Source organism: Escherichia sp. WS1152, from assembly GCF_046487665.1.
In the GTDB taxonomy this organism is placed as follows: Bacteria; Pseudomonadota; Gammaproteobacteria; order Enterobacterales; family Enterobacteriaceae; genus Escherichia; species Escherichia coli.
Window position 1 is genome coordinate 221,320 of the sequence record NZ_JBJQJA010000004.1, and the last position, 16,294, is coordinate 237,613.

Sequence of the window (16,294 nt, forward strand, 5' to 3'; positions counted from 1 at the left end):
TATCTGCCCCCCCGGACATAAATAATCCAGCAACAGGACAGATATGTGAATTGTCAGGTATAACGACTTACTGATTAAATTCAGTCAATTTCTTACGATAGCTCTTAGGCGTAAAGGACGTTAATTTCTTAAACGTTTTAATAAACAAACTCGGGCTACTATAACCGGCCTCAAACGCAATATCCGTCACTGAATAGTTGGTCATTTCCAGTTGTTTTTTGGCAAAATTAATACGGATTTCATTAATAATCTGCATTGGCGTTTTGCCATAATATCGTTGAGTCGCCCGCGTCAAATATTCCTGTGATTTGGCTGACAACGTCACCATATTCTCCAGCGCCGATTCACTAAACTGCTCTTTATCATGCATCTTTTCTACCGTACTTTTCAGCCACTGCGGTACATCATCAATCACCTGTTCTTCGCGGTAATGACGTAAACGGTTAATGACATAAAAAGTAACCATCTCAACAAACTCTTCCAGCCCTGTTTCGCGGAAATTCAATGAAGAAATCACTGTTTCCACATAGGTGAGAAAAGCGTTATTGGTCCGGTATACCTGCGAAGCTACAAAGCAATAAGGCAACAACGGCAGGTAATGCTGCTCAAAAAAGCGTTTACTGATCCCAACGTTCAATATACGCGTGGCACCAAACTCATAAAAACTTTGATGGTGCGAACCTAACGGAATAAAAACAAAATCGCCCCGTTCCAGTAACACGCGCTTACCGTTAATCTCCTGGAAATAACGCCCGGTTAATACCAGAGTAAATTCATAATAGTCGTGCTGATGCAGTCCGCTGATACTCTCAGTTTTGTTATAGATAAACACATGGAAGTTTTTGCCATTAAACAACTGCTGTTCTCGGGCAGTGGCAATTTCCGGCGCGTTAATCACTGGCTGCATCATCGACTCCTTATGCCTTCAGTTTTTCATGAAGCTCAATTAATTCTGTAATCAGTTCACGCGCAAGCATGGACGTCATTAAATGATCCTGAGCGTGGACCAGCACCAGACTCACTTTCATCTTACCTTCGCCCGCATCGCCTTCAATCAGTTTCGTCTGTACCAGATGCGCTTCATTCAATGCCATCCGTGACTGATCCATCATGGCTTTTGCTGCGGCAAAATCGCCCTGCTTCGCCTGTTTCAGTGCCGCATACGCCAGGCTGCGCGCTTGTCCGGAGTTGATGATAAGCCCCATCACCACTTCTTCCAGCTCTTCAGCTTCCGTTTGCGTATCGGGAATATTATCGAGATCCATCATATATCGTTCCTCTCTATTCTTACCGGCACGATTACCCGTACCGGCATCGATTAAAATTTCAGGGCGTTAGCGATATCTTCTTCGCTCTCTTCTTTATCAATCGCGTTTTGTGCTTTGTTAGCCACCACAACAAAGGGCAGATAAATTAACGTTGCGATACCAAGGTTGAAGAGTGCAACCAGCAATGCGGCGACGCTACCGTTGGTGTTAAAGAAGGCTCCCAGACCGGTTGGCATGGTCCACGGTGCAATATTGGTCACCGGAGGAATAATGCCCATGTAGTACGCTGCCAGGGTGATTGCCGCCAGAATCGGTTGTACCAGTACAAACGGGATAAACATCACCGGGTTCATAATAATTGGCAGACCAAACAGAATCGGTTCGTTAATCTGGAAGATGCCGGACGGCAGCGCCAGTTTTGCCACCTGACGATAATCAGCACGGCGAGAGGCGATAAAGATAGCCAGGATCAGGCCTAAAGTCGCACCACTGCCCCCAAGGAAAATAAAGGAGTCCAGCATCGGCTTGGCCCAGATATGGAAGGTCTTACCGGCTGCCAGCGCCGCTTCGACGGAACCATATTGCTGATAGGTCGCGATATTTTCCAGCGCCCACGGCGTCATAATGCCGTTGTCCAGTGCGGTCAGCGCCAGCGCGCCATGAATACCGAAGAACCAGAGCAGTGGAACAAAGATCACATAGGCCCAGCCCACCACGCTACCCAACGATGCCAGTGGGGTTGAGATGGTATCCATAATGATCTGATGGAAGTTGGTGCCCCAGGTATTCAACGCCCAGGCAATAATCCCCATCACGGAAAGAATAATAAAGCCGGGAATTAATGCCGAGAAGGAACGCGATACTGAAGCAGGTACGCTGTCGGGCAGTTTAATGACCCAATTGCGGCGGACAATAAAGGTAAACATTTCTGCCACCACCAGGCCAATAATAATCCCGGAGATGATATTCGCCCCACCTAACCAGTTTGCGCCAACCGCATAGGCCTCACCGACACTATATGGGGTGACGGTCATAAATGCTGCAACGGATAACAACCCAGCCGCCAGCGCATCGACTTTACGCTCTTCTGCCAGCGCCATGCCAATAAAGAACGGTGCCATTAAAGACATTATCCCTAATGTTCCGTTATATACGTTGCCGCCAATACCTTTCAGACCATTAAGTGTTTCAATGGTTGAGGCGTCGAGGCGAATACCTAAGGAATAAAAAAACGACCCCTCCCCAAAGCTTAGAAAAACGTTGTTAATTAATACAAACATGGCCCCCGCAAGGGTTAACGGCATTAAGCGAATAAAGCCATTTTTGATTGCATTAACGTGTGGCTGCTTTCCTATTTTAACTGCAAAAGGGAGGAGTACCTTTTCAAGCGATGCAATAACATTACTCATAGAAAAATACCCTTAAAAACCGCAATTTAAATATTGCGGTATTGATTTATGAAATAACTCTTTGACGGGAAAATTTAAAATAAATTAATTTGCTGCGGCTTTTTTAATCGCTGCAACCGCAGCCTTAAGCACGCCTAAACCATCGACTTTGCCATAAAGCAGCGAGTCAATTACTTCAACCGGTTTGTTGGGTAACAAACGCTGGATTTCGGGCAACATATAAGCAATCTGCGGCCCTAATAACACGACATCGGCATTCTGACCTTTTTCACCAGCCAGTGTTTCCGGAAATGCTTCAATAATGACCGGAACTTCATATTTTTCTGCCTGTGCGCGCATTTTTGATACCAGTAAAGAGGTAGACATGCCCGCAGAACAAAACAGATAAATGTGTTTCTTTTCCATAAAACTGCCCTCATCGACGATTATCTGTCAGCCAGACACTCCGCAAGCCTTAACCTGCTTCCATGCTCTGGGTAACTTGCGAAACCAACATGACTTTTTTTGTGGCTGAAAGGAGTATACGGTATAGACCTGAGCAATAGTATTTCTTTGACCTTATAAATTGTCTCTCCTTGACCTGCGGTTATGACCCTCTTCACATTTCGGGCAAATAATTCGCGAAGATAATTAAGAACTCAGGCCAAAAAAAACCGGCGCAATGGCCGGTTTCCGTTGTAACTCAAGCTTTCAGGCGAAGTGATTACTTCGCAGCCTGTGGATCAGTGTCGTATTCAGCACAGGTCTGATAACCGGAGTTGATGACATGTCCGGTATCATCTAACGCGACAAAGTAGGTTTCTGCTTTACCATCACGTTGACCCAGGATGTAGGTCTGGCAAGTACCACGAGCATGGATCATGCTCACTTCAGACGAAGGCTTACCTGCAATTTGTGCAACCTGCGCCCGGCTCATGCCTTTTTTGACGTCTTTCACCACAGGCTGTACAAACTGGTCTTTAGTACGATCATAAGCCGTACAACCCGCCAGCATGGTTAATACCGCCGCTGCACTCAGAATTCCTGCCATATTCTTGTTCATATTCCGTCCTCTTGTTTATCAGCGTGTTAGATAAGCCTGGAATACATTGGGCGCTTTTTCAAGCCCGTGAACGAAACGGCTCCGCTTTCAGAGGATTCCTGTATGATGTTTTAACCACCATTCAGCCCGCTGTCGCTTGTCGTTTCAGTAGCAACGGGTTAGCTTTAAGGAAGTTTTGTCTTTTCTGTCTGGAGGGGTTCAATGACATTGCAACAACAAATAATAAAGGCGCTGGGCGCAAAACCGCAGATTAATGCTGAAGAGGAAATTCGTCGTAGTGTCGATTTTCTGAAAAGCTACCTGCAAACTTATCCGTTCATTAAATCACTGGTGCTCGGGATCAGCGGCGGTCAGGACTCCACGCTTGCCGGAAAGCTGTGCCAGATGGCGATTAATGAGCTGCGCCAGGAAACTGGCAACGAATCACTGCAATTTATTGCCGTACGCCTGCCCTATGGTGTTCAGGCCGACGAACAAGATTGCCAGGATGCCATTGCCTTTATTCAACCGGATCGCGTATTAACCGTTAATATCAAGGGCGCGGTATTGGCTAGCGAGCAGGCATTGCGGGAAGCAGGCATTGAACTGAGCGATTTTGTCCGTGGCAATGAAAAAGCGCGTGAGCGGATGAAAGCACAATATAGCATTGCGGGTATGACCAGCGGTGTCGTGGTGGGCACCGATCATGCAGCAGAAGCCATTACCGGATTCTTCACTAAATATGGTGACGGCGGTACGGACATTAATCCGCTGTATCGTCTCAACAAACGTCAGGGTAAACAGTTACTGGCGGCATTAGGTTGCCCGGAACACCTTTATAAGAAAGCGCCAACGGCCGATCTGGAAGATGATCGCCCTTCTCTGCCAGATGAAGTGGCACTCGGCGTGACCTATGACAATATCGACGACTATCTGGAAGGGAAAAACGTACCTGAACAGGTCGCCAGAACAATAGAGAACTGGTATCTGAAAACCGAACATAAACGCCGTCCGCCAATTACCGTTTTCGATGATTTCTGGAAAAAGTAATAATTTGCACCTATTGGATTGTGCGAAAAAGAGTAATTTGTTCACGCCGGATGCGGCGTGAACGCCTTGTTCGACCTACAAAACTATGCAAATTCAATACATTGCAGGAGTCGAATAGGCCTGACAGGCGTAGCACGTCAGACGGTGTAACCTTTGTCATCGACCCGCCTCTTTTTTAATCGCTTCCCGCCTGTTACACTGGATAGATAACCAGCATTCGGAGTCAACAGTGGTACGGCGTTTAACTTCTCCGCGGCTCGAATTTGAAGCTGCGGCAATTTATGAATATCCCGAACATTTACGTTCATTCCTTAATGACTTACCCACCCGACCAGGGGTGTATCTGTTTCATGGCGAAAGTGACACCATGCCGCTCTATATCGGCAAAAGCGTTAATATCCGCAGTCGGGTGCTTTCTCATTTACGCACCCCGGATGAAGCCGCCATGCTACGGCAATCCCGGCGAATTAGCTGGATCTGCACCGCAGGCGAAATCGGCGCTCTGCTCCTTGAAGCGCGATTAATCAAAGAACAACAGCCGCTGTTTAATAAACGGTTGCGCCGCAATCGCCAGCTCTGTGCCCTGCAATTAAATGAAAAGCGCGTCGATGTGGTGTATGCCAAAGAGGTGGATTTTTCACAAGCTCCCAACCTGTTTGGCCTGTTTGCCAATAGGCGCGCAGCTTTGCAAGCATTGCAGACCATCGCTGATGAACAAAAACTTTGTTATGGCCTGCTGGGACTGGAACCGTTAAGTCGCGGTCGTGCATGTTTTCGTTCAGCGCTAAAACGTTGCGCCGGAGCATGCTGCGGTAAAGAGAGCCATGAGGAACATGCGCTACGCTTGCGCCAGTCTCTGGAGCGTTTGCGGGTGGTGTGTTGGCCTTGGCAAGGTGCGGTGGCGCTGAAAGAACAGCACCCGGAAATGACTCAATATCATATTATTCAAAACTGGCTGTGGCTGGGGGCGGTTAATTCGCTGGAAGAAGCGACAACGTTAATTCGGACACCCGCCGGGTTTGATCACGACGGTTATAAAATTCTTTGTAAGCCGCTGCTTTCCGGTAACTATGAAATTACTGAACTTGATCCGGCGAATGACCAGCGAGCCAGTTGATTTCACTGAACAACAGTTTACCTTGCGGTTGTAAAAGCCGCAGGGTGTGCCTGCCATCGAACCAGCACGCGCCCTGGTCGGTAGTGAGCAGTTTGTCGCCCAGTTGCCACGCCCCGTTAATCACAAACACCACCCCGCCGCGTGAGCCAAAGGTAGTAAACGTACGTTCGGCAATTCTGACTTTCGCCTTACAGACATCCAGGCGCGTCATAATATTGAAATCCATCGACATCTGCCCTGCCGTCAGTTTCGCTTTTACCACCTGGTCCGCCGCAAAGGCAAAAGGCTGTAACGGTTTTAAGGTATGGTTAAAGCGGTCTGCGCTTTCAAGGAACATCTCGCCGCCTTCCAGCAACGTCACTATCCTTTCCATACCGGGAAACAAAGAAAACTCCCCATTCGCCGCGATGGATGCAATGCTGGCACGCCAGTAAAAATCACGTTTTGCCGGTGGGAAAGTGCAAATTTCTCGCGTTTCACCGGCAGCGTTTCGCCACAGATTTACCGACATTTTATGCATATCAAAGTATTCCATACTCGCTCCCGGCCCGTTCTTTTCATTGTTATCGTTCAGGTAACCGTGGATGGTTATCGGCAACTCGGGTGATTTACGTTAGTGGTGATCAGGCTTTTTTTACAACTGTTTGAGAAGAGAAAAGAAAACCGCCGATCCTGTCCACCGCATTACTGCAAGGTAGTGGACAAGACCGGCGGTCTTAAGTTTTTTGGCTGAAAGATTATTCAGCAGTTGCAGGCATTTTACCTTTTGCCGCTGGACGTTCTGTCAGACGCTTCTCAAAATTAGCATTAAATTGCTTTTTCTGTTCCGGCGTCAGGATGTTGTAAATTTTGTTCTGGGTTTCCATGTGCGCCAGCATGTTAGCTTTGCGCTGTTCTTCCATTTTTGCGATCTGCGCTTCAGCTTTTGCTTTATCGAAGGTATCGCTGGCAATGATGTCATGCATTGCGCGACGTTCTTCCAGCGGCGGACGTTTCATCTGGTCACGCTGGCCTTTCATGATTTCGCGGATCTGCTGTTTTTGCGCGTCGGTCAGGTTCAGGTCTTTGAACATCATGTCCTGATGCGGACCGAACTTGCCTTTATGGTGCATCATCGGCTTCGCGTCAGCCGGTGCTGCGGTAGTGGTGTCTGCGGCATGGGCCAGGTTAGCCGCGCCAAGAGCCAGGGTAGAGGCAACAAACAGTGCAGTTAATTTACGCATATTCTATATCCTTCCTTTCAGTTATTTATTACGGCTTTCTTAAGTAGCGTGCCGTGTTGACGAGATTAACTTTACTGACTTTAGCGTCAATTAATCAGAGCAACGGTAAAACAATGAAAGTGTAAAAAACACTTTTGCGCCAATTATGGAGAAAAAAAGAAAATTTGATGGAGAGTGATGAGAGAATATTACAACACGATGATTTTGCAGAGATTATGAAGAACTATACCGGATGACTGGTGATAAATAAAGCAAATAACCAGGATTAATCTGTATTAATTTATAAGAAAGTAACTTAATACCCGCAGAATGATTTCTGCGGGTAAGTATTAGCTTATTTTTTCGAGCATTAATCCCGCGCGTAATCCCAACGCTACCAACGGATTAGGGAATAACACATACTCTACATCATGGGTTACGGTAAAACGTTCCTCACCGTCCTGCGCCAGCAACGTTCCTTTCTTAAACGGCATAAAATTCAGCGTGTCACTTGCCATATGCATTTCGAAGGACGGCGAGTGGCGAGTAATTTGCGAAACCACCCGATAACGGAGCGGCGGCGTTCTCACGATACCAACACTCTCACCAGATAGCAGCGCAGCAATTGCGCTGGCAGTTACTGCAAACTGGCGAAGATCGTTTTGCCCAAAGGGCAACGCTTTGCCGAGTTCCAGCGTACAGGCCAGCGCGCCAAAATGTCTGGCGCTGAAATGGGTAAACGTACCACCAGGCTCCTGATGGAACACCAGTGCCTCCAGACCCGCCGCACCCAGCCACGTCAGAAATTTCTCGTCCCAGGGAATGTCGCGTTGCGGTAATACACCGAACTGCGGATGCAAGGAGCCACGAATTGCGGTATGTAGATCAAGGTGCCAGCGCACAGATTCTTTGCCCTGGTCATAAAAATCTTCCAGGCACTGTTCCAGTTCGCGCGCCCGACAGGTTTCTCCGCTTTCAGCAAACAGCTGCCAACGACCGCCAAACATTCGGTTCATATCGCTATGGCAATAACGTTTCCCTTGCTTCAGCGCAGGAGGATTCCCGAGGATCACCAGCAACCGCCAACGTAACGGGATCTCGCCGTGAGATATCGCGCCAAGCAACGCGTCCAGCATTTCCACCGGAGCCGTTTCATTACCGTGGATCCCCGCTGAAATCACCAGTGCGCCTTGCGGTGGCGTTAATGGCGTCAGTTCCAGCACACCATCGCCCAGCCAGCGCCAGCGAACACCGTTGATTTCTCGCTCGGTGATAACCGGTTTTTTACTCGTTAAGGTCAGAGCAAGAAAATTATCCATTGCCCCCTCCCTCGCGCTGGAACGGATAAACCGAACCGAGATTCAGTAATTGGCTCAATACATCCAGTGCTTCCCGCCCTTCGCGCAGCAATTGCGGGTCGGCCAGATCGGCAGCAGTAAGACGATCGCGGTAGTAACGATCCACCCAGTCATTGAGCGCATTAAACAAGGTATCGTTCATCATCACCGCCGGATTCACCGCCCGGCGTTCTTCTTGTGTCAATACCACCCGCAACCGCAGGCACGCCGGGCCACCGCCATTCGCCATGCTTTCACGTAAATCAAAGACTTTTAGTTCGCTGATCGGGTTGTCAGCGGCAAGGAGTTCATTGAGATAACACCATACTCCGGCGTGTTCCCGACACTCCTGTGGCAGCACCAACATCATGGAACCATCATCGCGGCTCAACAGTTGGCTGTTGAACAGATATGTAGACACCGCATCCGACACGGAAACCTGCGCCGTGGGCACCTCTATTGCCATAAAGCTATTGACCCGAGCACGCAGGTTTGCCAGTAACTGCGCCTGTCGAGCGAACGCCTGTTGATGACAAAACAGCACCTGGCGGTTACTCACGGCAATCACGTCATTATGAAAAACGCCCTGGTCGATAACGTCCGGGTTTTGCTGGGCGAAAATCACCTGTTGGGGATTCACCTGATTCAGCCTTGCCACCGCCTCGCTGGCTTCGCGAGTCTGTCGCGCCGGATAACGGGAAGGCCGGGTATCATTGCCTTCTTCTCGCCCGTAGACAAAAAGTTGCATACCCGGTTCACCGTAATGACCGCCGAGACGATTGTGGTTTGCCGCCCCCTCATCATCGAGCAAGGCTACCTGCGGCAACGCCGAATGGACACTAAATTTCTCTTCGTCGTTAAAAATCGCTTTTAACAGCGATTCAGTGACGGGCGCTTCCAGCGAACGGTGAAATTTATTGTTCAGGTTGGCAACGGTGAGATGCACTTTGCCATCCAGCGTATCGGCAGATGGCGCGATCGTTGCCGCATTGGCTACCCACATTGGCGAAGCGGAGCTGACGCTGGAAAGCCAGTGCGGTGCCTGGCGTGCAACTTTTTCCAGTACCTGCTCATCGCTACCACTGAATCCCAACTGACGCAACACCGGAATAAACGGACGCTCGTGCGGCGGGATCACGGCCTGGGGGAATCCCGCATCGGCAAGGGCTTTCATTTTCAGTAAGCCCTGTTTTGCCGCCAGTCGCGGGTTAGACACCTGAAAACGGTGACGGGTAGAGGCTTCATTACCAAACGACAGGCCCGCGTAATGATGCGTCAGCCCTACCAGCCCGTCGAAATTAACTTCCCAGGCGTTCATCGCACCACCTCATCGGAAAAATCCAGTCCGGGGTTAAGCGTTGCGGGCAAAGTTAACGAGTCCGACTCCAGGCTCGCCATAGGCCATGCGCAGTAATCTGCGGCATACCAGGCGCTGGGGCGATGGTTACCGGATGCACCAATGCCGCCGAATGGCGCGGTACTGGCAGCGCCGGTAAGCGGTTTGTTCCAGTTAACAATCCCCGCCCGCGCCTCCAGCAACAGTTGTTCGAATTTTTCCCGCTCGGGGGAAACCAGCCCACAAGAGAGGCCAAAGCGAGTGTTATTAGCCATCCTGATCGCCTCATCGAAGGTGTCATAACGCCAGACGCGCAATAGCGGCCCGAACACCTCTTCATCTGGTACGCCAGCAACGCCTGTCATTTCAATGATCCCCGGCGTCAGCAACGCCTGTCATTTCAATGATCCCCGGCGTCAGCAACGATGTCCCTGCTTGTAATAAGCGCGGCGCAAGCAGGGTTCGTCCGCCCATCGCTTCCAGTACCTGCCAGGCAGTAACCACCTGCTGTGCGGCCTGTTCAGAAATTAGCCCGCCAATAAACGGCTGCGGTTCGTCGTCCCAGTTGCCCGGCGTTAACCTTTGGCTGACGGCAACCAGGCGGGCAAGAAATGCATCGCCCTGCGCTCCACTTTTCAGCAATAAACGGCGGGCGCAGGTGCAGCGTTGCCCGGCTGTGACAAACGCCGACTGAATGGTCAGATGGACAGCGGCATCAATATCCGCCACCTCATCGATAATTAGCGGATTATTACCACCCATCTCAAGGGCAAGAATTTTCTCCGGCTGACCGGAGAGCTGGCGATGCAACTGGTAGCCGGTATTGGCGCTGCCGGTAAACAGCAAACCGTCGAGATCCTCCAGCGCACTCAGCGCCTGACCCGTTTCACGCCCGCCCTGCACCAGGTTCAGCACGCCCGGCGGCAAGCCAGCCTGCTGCCATAAACGCATTACCGCTTCGCCACTCCACGGTGTCAGTTCGCTGGGTTTAAAGATAATGGTGTTACCTGCCAGCAATGCCGGAACGATATGTCCGTTCGGCAAATGACCAGGGAAATTATACGGCCCAAACACCGCCAACACGCCGTGCGGGCGATGTCGCAGGCTCGCCGCGCCGTCCGGCATTTCACTACGCTGCTCGCCGGTACGAACGTGATACGCCTTAATTGATATCGCGATTTTATTGATCATCGCCGTCACTTCGGTTGCCGCTTCCCAGCGCGGCTTGCCGGTTTCTCGGGCAATGATTGCGGTTAATTCGCCTTTATTCCTTTCCAGCAATCCGGCAAAGCGTTCGACAACGGCCTGACGTTCAGCAAATGAGAGCCGCGCCCAGCGCGGAAACGCCGCACGGGCTGCGCGACAAGCCTGCCCGACCTGAGCGGCATCGGCATCATTGCCTTGCCATAACACCTCGCCAGATACCGGATTACGCTTCACGCGCTGTGCGCCCTGGCCCGTTACCCAGTCACCGTTGATCCATAAAGTCATACTGTTTTCTCCTCTGCGCACAGGCGCACCAGACGAACGCGATCCCCTGCGTGGCATTTGAGGGCATCGAGTTGTGCGGCGGTTAAAATCAAACGCTCGGTTGCCGGATCGGTACGCACCAGCACCACGCGGAAATGGTGATAATTTTCATTGGCGACCAGGCAGGCCGGAAAATCGCCCTGCGCAGGCTGCCCTTCTGCCACTTCCACCAGCCGACTTTTACGGATGGCGCGCACGCGGTCGATGTCACACTCAAGCGTCGGCCCACCGTCGAAGATGTCGATATAGTTGCGGTAACGAAAACCTTCTTTCTCCAGCACCGCGCGGGCAGGCGCGGTTTGCGGATGTACCTGACCGATGACGTCCTGGGCTTCCTGGGATAAAAAGTGCGTATAGATCGGATGTTTCGGCATCAGTTCTGCAATAAATGCCTTTTGCCCGGTGCCGCAGAGAAAATCGGCGCGGCTAAAATCCATCGAAAAGAAGCGTTTACCGAGGCTTTGCCAGAACGGTGAATAGCCGTGTTCGTCAATCACCCCGCGCATTTCAGCAACCACTTTGTCATTAAACTTGTCGCGAAAAGCCGCCATAAACATAAAGCGCGATTTCGACAGCAAATAGCCGTTGCCCTCTTTGCGCCAGTCCGGGTCGAGAAACAGCGTGCACAGCTCGCTGCTGCCGGTGTGATCGTTACTGAGAAACAGCGTCGGCAGCGCGTTATAGACATTCAGCTCTTTCGAAGCGTGAACCAGCGTGCCGACGCGATAGTTGTACCAGGGATCGTTCAGCCCAACTGCCACCTCAATGGCACAAATCCCCGCCACGGTGCCTGTCTCGCTATCTTCCAGCACGAACACATAGCCCTGCTCACTTTTGGGCAGTTCGCCTTGCCAGGTTTTGATTGCCCTTTCGATACGCGCCGAAAGCGTGGCTTCATTGGCGGGAAGCGACGTCAGGCCGCCGCCCGTTTTGCTGGCAAGCTGCATCAGCGCCGAGACATCTGAGCGTTCAACGGGACGGATGACCATCATGATGAACCTCCGCTCACAAAGCGTTCACAGGCCGCAGCAAAGCGATCCAGTCCGGTCGTCACCTCTTCTTCGCTGACATTGAGCGCAGGCGCAAAACGCACCACGTTGCCACCCGCAATCAGTACCATCACGCCTGCTTTCGCCGCTTCCTGAGAGATCTGTTTCGCTTGCCCGGCGTAATCGGCATTCAGTACACAGCCAATCAAAAGACCTAAGCCGCGAACTTCACTGAACAAACCGTAGCGGTGATTAATGGTATTAAGACGCTCAACAAACCAGTCGTGACGTTGCTTAACCCCGTTAAGCATCTCTGGCGTATTGATGAGCTCCAGCACTTTGCCTGCCACCGCCGAGGCCAGCGGATTGCCGCCATAGGTGGTGCCATGAGTGCCAACGGTCATCACGCTGGCGCACTCTTCGGTTGCTAACAACGCACCGACCGGGAAACCGCCGCCCAGCGCTTTGGCGGTAGTTAACAGATCAGGCGTCACGCCGTAGTGCATATAGGCATACAGTTCCCCGGTGCGCCCGACGCCGGTTTGTACTTCATCAAAAATCAACAGCGCATTGTGGCGATCACACAATTCACGCAGACCTTGTAAAAATGCGTTGCTGGCTGGCACCACACCGCCTTCCCCCTAGATGGGTTCGACAATCACCGCACAGGTAGAGTCGTCAATCAGCGCGCTGGCAGAGTTAATATCGTTATATGCAGCATGACGGATATCTGGTGGCAGTGGCGCAAAATCCTGTGAATAGGCTGGCTGCCCACCCGCACTAACAGTAAACAGCGTGCGACCATGAAACGCATTTTTAAACGCCACGATACCGCTCTTATGGCTGCCGTAGCGGTCGTGAGCGAATTTACGCGCCAGTTTTAGCGCCGCTTCATTGGCTTCCGCACCGGAGTTACAAAAGAAGACGCGATCGGCAAACGTGGCGTCGATCAATTTTTTCGCCAGTCGCAGTACCGGCTCGTTGGTGTAACCGTTGCCGGTATGCCAGAACTTACTCGCCTGTTCGTTCAGCGCCTCACGCAGTTCCGGATGCGCATGGCCCAGCGCGTTCACCGCAATGCCACCCGCGAAGTCGATATACTCTTTCCCCTGCTGATCCCACAAGCGCGAACCTTCGCCACGTACCGGTATAAACGGTGCCGGAGCGTAAACAGGTATCATCCATTCATCAAAGTTTTCACGCGTAATTGGCTGAGACATAGCGACCTCTACAGTAAATAATTCGTTATTTATATGTTAATAATAAGTAATGTTTGCGCTGTAAATGTAGATTGCAGGGTTCGTGCCAGCCAGTGATAAAAGTGCATAAACCGCGGAGGCTAACTGGAAATCAAGGAGTTATAACCAAACCATATGCATTTAAAGTGCATATTAAGTGAATACGTTTGCGATGTGGGTGAATAAAAAGAATAAAAAACGCAATGTTATGCAGAAGTAAAATATAATTCTGGAATTGTGATCATTGACGAAATTTACTGGAAATTACTGCGCCATTCTGACGCAGCGCGCACCAAAAGCGGGCATTTTTTGCGCCATCGTTGACATCATTAACAACCATCGATCAAATCACTTAACAACAGGCGGTAAGCAAAGCGAAATTCTGCTACCATCCACGCACTCTTTATCTGAATAAATGGCAGCGACTATGAAATTTGTCTCTTTTAATATCAACGGCCTGCGCGCCAGGCCCCACCAGCTTGAAGCCATCGTCGAAAAGCACCAACCGGATGTGATTGGCCTGCAGGAGACAAAAGTTCATGACGATATGTTTCCGCTCGAAGAGGTGGCGAAGCTCGGCTACAACGTGTTTTATCACGGGCAGAAAGGCCATTATGGCGTGGCGCTGCTGACCAAAGAGACGCCGATTGCCGTGCGTCGCGGCTTTCCCGGTGACGACGAAGAGGCGCAGCGGCGGATTATTATGGCGGAAATCCCCTCACCGCTGGGTAATGTCACCGTGATCAACGGTTACTTCCCGCAGGGTGAAAGCCGCGACCATCCGATAAAATTCCCGGCAAAAGCGCAGTTTTATCAGAACCTGCAAAACTACCTGGAAACCGAACTCAAGCGTGAAAATCCGGTGCTGATTATGGGCGATATGAATATCAGTCCTGGCGACCTGGATATTGGCATTGGCGAAGAGAACCGTAAGCGCTGGCTGCGTACCGGAAAATGTTCTTTCCTTCCGGAGGAACGCGAATGGATGGAGAGACTGATGAGCTGGGGGTTGGTCGATACCTTCCGCCATGCGAATCCGCAAACAGCAGATCGTTTCTCATGGTTTGATTACCGCTCAAAAGGTTTTGACGATAACCGTGGTCTGCGCATCGACCTGCTGCTCGCCAGCCAACCGCTGGCAGAATGTTGCGTAGAAACCGGCATCGACTATGAAATTCGCAGCATGGAAAAACCGTCCGATCACGCCCCCGTCTGGGCGACCTTCCGCCGCTAATTTAGCAGCTCTCCTGGCTCAAACTGGGCCAGGAGAATTAACCTTGAGAAAAATCAACAAACTGTCAGTAATGATTTGTTGCCTGCCGTCCTTTGTTATACCGTCTCTGCGTTTTTAGTTGTCTGACCACTTCTCTATTATCAAGTTTGATATAGGAAACTCCACGATGAACGCTGAGCGTAAATTTCTTTTTGCCTGTCTTATTTTTGCGCTGGTCATTTACGCTATCCACGCTTTCGGTTTATTCGATCTGCTCACCGATTTACCCCACTTACAGACACTCATTCGCCAGAGCGGATTGTTCGGTTATAGCCTCTATATTCTGTTATTCATTATTGCCACCCTCTTTCTGTTACCAGGAAGCATACTGGTGATCGCGGGAGGAATAGTTTTTGGCCCGCTCTTAGGGACACTACTCTCATTAATTGCCGCTACGCTGGCCTCCTCGTGCTCATTCCTGCTGGCGCGCTGGCTGGGACGTGATTTACTGCTGAAATACGTTGGCCATAGCCATACCTTCCAGGCCATTGAAAAAGGCATTGCGCGTAACGGTATTGATTTTCTTATTCTGACCCGCTTAATCCCGTTGTTTCCTTACAATATTCAAAATTACGCTTACGGATTAACCACAATCGCCTTCTGGCCTTATATCCTTATTTCGGCACTCACGACCCTGCCCGGTATTGTTATTTATACCGTGATGGCAAGCGATCTCGCCAATGAAGGCATTACGCTGCGCTTTATTTTACAACTCTGTCTGGCGGGCCTGGCGCTGTTTATTCTCGTCCAGCTCGCCAAACTCTACGCCCGACACAAACATGTGGATCTGTCTGCTTCGCGCCGCAACCCACTTACTCACCCAAAAAATGAAGGATAGAACGATGTTGCAACATTATTCAGTGTCATGGAAAAAAGGACTGACTGCACTCTGCTTACTGGCTGTTGCTGGGCTTAGCGGCTGTGATCAAAAAGAGAATGCGGCGGCAAAAGTGGAATACGACGGACTTTCGAACAGCCAACCGCTGCGCGTCGATGCCAATAACCATACGGTAACCATGCTGGTGCAAATTAATGGTCGTTTCCTCACCGACGACACTCGTCACGGTATTGTGTTTAAAGATGGCTCCAACGGACATAAATCGCTGTTTATGGGTTATGCGACCCCGAAAGCATTTTATGAAGCCCTGAAAGAGGCAGGTGGTACGCCGGGCGAAAACATGACGATGGATAATAAAGAAACGACTCATGTCACGGGCAGCAAACTGGATATTTCGGTCAACTGGCAAGGGGCGGCAAAAACGTATTCCTTCGATGAAGTGATTGTTGACAGTAATGGCAAGAAACTGGACATGCGCTTTGGCGGTAATTTAACGGCAGCAGAAGAGAAGAAAACGGGTTGCCTGGTGTGTCTGGATAGCTGCCCGGTCGGCATCGTCAGCAATGCAACATACACTTATGGTGCGGTTGAAAAACGAGGTGAAGTTAAATTCAAAGGCAATGCCTCGGTTCTCCCGGCGGATAACACGCTGGCAACGGTTACCTTTAAAATCACCGAATAAAGCC

At 50.6% G+C, this 16,294-nt stretch carries 15 protein-coding genes and 2 pseudogenes; 5 read left to right on the plus strand and 12 right to left on the minus strand.

Going from position 1 to position 16,294, the window contains the following annotated elements; genetic code table 11:
- Positions 1-67: 67 nt before the first annotated feature.
- The 5 genes from chbR to osmE all read right to left on the minus strand — a co-directional run bounded on the left by chbR (position 68) and on the right by osmE (position 3,719).
- The gene (gene chbR / locus ACJHW7_RS09035) at positions 68-910 is read right to left on the minus strand and encodes a transcriptional regulator ChbR (protein WP_000983653.1); all 843 of its coding nucleotides are present in this window, start codon (positions 908-910) and stop codon (positions 68-70) included.
- A 7-nt stretch (positions 911-917) separates the two neighbouring features.
- The gene (gene chbA, locus ACJHW7_RS09040) at positions 918-1,268 is read right to left on the minus strand and encodes a PTS N,N'-diacetylchitobiose transporter subunit IIA (RefSeq protein WP_000968919.1); all 351 of its coding nucleotides are present in this window, start codon (positions 1,266-1,268) and stop codon (positions 918-920) included.
- A gap of 50 nt (positions 1,269-1,318) precedes the next feature.
- Complete coding sequence (gene chbC / locus ACJHW7_RS09045; protein WP_000073041.1) at positions 1,319-2,677, minus strand: PTS N,N'-diacetylchitobiose transporter subunit IIC; 1,359 nt, start codon at positions 2,675-2,677, stop codon at positions 1,319-1,321.
- Between the two features lie 84 nt (positions 2,678-2,761).
- Positions 2,762-3,082 (minus strand): PTS N,N'-diacetylchitobiose transporter subunit IIB, encoded by a 321-nt coding sequence (chbB, locus tag ACJHW7_RS09050; protein WP_000412169.1) that lies wholly within the window; start codon positions 3,080-3,082, stop codon positions 2,762-2,764.
- 298 nt (positions 3,083-3,380) lie between these two features.
- On the minus strand, positions 3,381-3,719 hold the full coding sequence (osmE, locus tag ACJHW7_RS09055; RefSeq protein ID WP_001039044.1) for an osmotically-inducible lipoprotein OsmE: 339 nt from the start codon (positions 3,717-3,719) through the stop codon (positions 3,381-3,383).
- A gap of 201 nt (positions 3,720-3,920) precedes the next feature.
- Here osmE and nadE point away from each other — a divergent pair, with 201 nt between their 5' ends.
- Positions 3,921-4,748, plus strand: a complete 828-nt coding sequence (nadE, locus tag ACJHW7_RS09060; protein WP_000175037.1) for an ammonia-dependent NAD(+) synthetase — start codon at positions 3,921-3,923, stop codon at positions 4,746-4,748.
- A 229-nt stretch (positions 4,749-4,977) separates the two neighbouring features.
- A complete protein-coding gene (cho, locus tag ACJHW7_RS09065) occupies positions 4,978-5,865 on the plus strand; it encodes an excinuclease Cho (protein ID WP_000252379.1) in 888 nt (295 codons plus the stop codon).
- Here the strand turns inward: cho and ves are convergent.
- The 7 genes and pseudogenes from ves to astC form a co-directional block, all read right to left on the minus strand.
- Positions 5,825-6,400, minus strand: a complete 576-nt coding sequence (gene ves / locus ACJHW7_RS09070; protein WP_021556873.1) for an environmental stress-induced protein Ves — start codon at positions 6,398-6,400, stop codon at positions 5,825-5,827. The genes cho and ves overlap by 41 nt on opposite strands.
- A gap of 202 nt (positions 6,401-6,602) precedes the next feature.
- Complete coding sequence (gene spy / locus ACJHW7_RS09075; RefSeq protein ID WP_001228981.1) at positions 6,603-7,088, minus strand: ATP-independent periplasmic protein-refolding chaperone Spy; 486 nt, start codon at positions 7,086-7,088, stop codon at positions 6,603-6,605.
- Between the two features lie 329 nt (positions 7,089-7,417).
- The gene (gene astE / locus ACJHW7_RS09080; RefSeq protein ID WP_000368529.1) at positions 7,418-8,386 is read right to left on the minus strand and encodes a succinylglutamate desuccinylase; all 969 of its coding nucleotides are present in this window, start codon (positions 8,384-8,386) and stop codon (positions 7,418-7,420) included.
- The gene (gene astB, locus ACJHW7_RS09085; protein ID WP_021556874.1) at positions 8,379-9,722 is read right to left on the minus strand and encodes an N-succinylarginine dihydrolase; all 1,344 of its coding nucleotides are present in this window, start codon (positions 9,720-9,722) and stop codon (positions 8,379-8,381) included. Before astB ends, astE begins: the two co-directional genes overlap by 8 nt.
- A pseudogene (gene astD, locus ACJHW7_RS09090) lies at positions 9,719-11,231 on the minus strand (succinylglutamate-semialdehyde dehydrogenase). Before astD ends, astB begins: the two are co-directional and overlap by 4 nt.
- Positions 11,228-12,262: an arginine N-succinyltransferase gene (gene astA, locus ACJHW7_RS09095; protein ID WP_021556876.1), complete on the minus strand. Its 1,035-nt coding sequence runs from the start codon at positions 12,260-12,262 to the stop codon at positions 11,228-11,230. Before astA ends, astD begins: the two are co-directional and overlap by 4 nt.
- Positions 12,259-13,479, minus strand: a pseudogene (astC, locus tag ACJHW7_RS09100) (succinylornithine/acetylornithine transaminase). Before astC ends, astA begins: the two are co-directional and overlap by 4 nt.
- A gap of 445 nt (positions 13,480-13,924) precedes the next feature.
- Between astC and xthA the strand changes: the two are divergent.
- The 3 genes from xthA to ydjY all read left to right on the plus strand — a co-directional run bounded on the left by xthA (position 13,925) and on the right by ydjY (position 16,290).
- Positions 13,925-14,731 (plus strand): exodeoxyribonuclease III, encoded by an 807-nt coding sequence (gene xthA, locus ACJHW7_RS09105; protein ID WP_000673927.1) that lies wholly within the window; start codon positions 13,925-13,927, stop codon positions 14,729-14,731.
- Positions 14,732-14,897: 166 nt separating this feature from the next.
- Complete coding sequence (locus ACJHW7_RS09110; protein ID WP_021556878.1) at positions 14,898-15,608, plus strand: TVP38/TMEM64 family protein; 711 nt, start codon at positions 14,898-14,900, stop codon at positions 15,606-15,608.
- 4 nt (positions 15,609-15,612) lie between these two features.
- Entirely contained in the window at positions 15,613-16,290 is a 678-nt protein-coding gene (gene ydjY, locus ACJHW7_RS09115) for a lipoprotein YdjY (RefSeq protein ID WP_001536989.1), read from the plus strand.
- Positions 16,291-16,294: the final 4 nt, after the last annotated feature.

What these genes read in the sequence shown, in the direction of transcription:
- chbR (WP_000983653.1), bottom strand. Translation starts at nt 910, where the DNA reads ATGATGCAGCCAGTGATTAACGCGCCGGAAATTGCCACTGCCCGAGAA.
- chbA (WP_000968919.1), bottom strand. Translation starts at nt 1,268, where the DNA reads ATGATGGATCTCGATAATATTCCCGATACGCAAACGGAAGCTGAAGAG.
- chbC (WP_000073041.1), bottom strand. Translation starts at nt 2,677, where the DNA reads ATGAGTAATGTTATTGCATCGCTTGAAAAGGTACTCCTCCCTTTTGCA.
- chbB (WP_000412169.1), bottom strand. Translation starts at nt 3,082, where the DNA reads ATGGAAAAGAAACACATTTATCTGTTTTGTTCTGCGGGCATGTCTACC.
- osmE (WP_001039044.1), bottom strand. Translation starts at nt 3,719, where the DNA reads ATGAACAAGAATATGGCAGGAATTCTGAGTGCAGCGGCGGTATTAACC.
- nadE (WP_000175037.1), top strand. Translation starts at nt 3,921, where the DNA reads ATGACATTGCAACAACAAATAATAAAGGCGCTGGGCGCAAAACCGCAG.
- ves (WP_021556873.1), bottom strand. Translation starts at nt 6,400, where the DNA reads ATGGAATACTTTGATATGCATAAAATGTCGGTAAATCTGTGGCGAAAC.
- spy (WP_001228981.1), bottom strand. Translation starts at nt 7,088, where the DNA reads ATGCGTAAATTAACTGCACTGTTTGTTGCCTCTACCCTGGCTCTTGGC.
- astE (WP_000368529.1), bottom strand. Translation starts at nt 8,386, where the DNA reads ATGGATAATTTTCTTGCTCTGACCTTAACGAGTAAAAAACCGGTTATC.
- astB (WP_021556874.1), bottom strand. Translation starts at nt 9,722, where the DNA reads ATGAACGCCTGGGAAGTTAATTTCGACGGGCTGGTAGGGCTGACGCAT.
- astA (WP_021556876.1), bottom strand. Translation starts at nt 12,262, where the DNA reads ATGATGGTCATCCGTCCCGTTGAACGCTCAGATGTCTCGGCGCTGATG.
- xthA (WP_000673927.1), top strand. Translation starts at nt 13,925, where the DNA reads ATGAAATTTGTCTCTTTTAATATCAACGGCCTGCGCGCCAGGCCCCAC.
- ACJHW7_RS09110 (WP_021556878.1), top strand. Translation starts at nt 14,898, where the DNA reads ATGAACGCTGAGCGTAAATTTCTTTTTGCCTGTCTTATTTTTGCGCTG.
- ydjY (WP_001536989.1), top strand. Translation starts at nt 15,613, where the DNA reads ATGTTGCAACATTATTCAGTGTCATGGAAAAAAGGACTGACTGCACTC.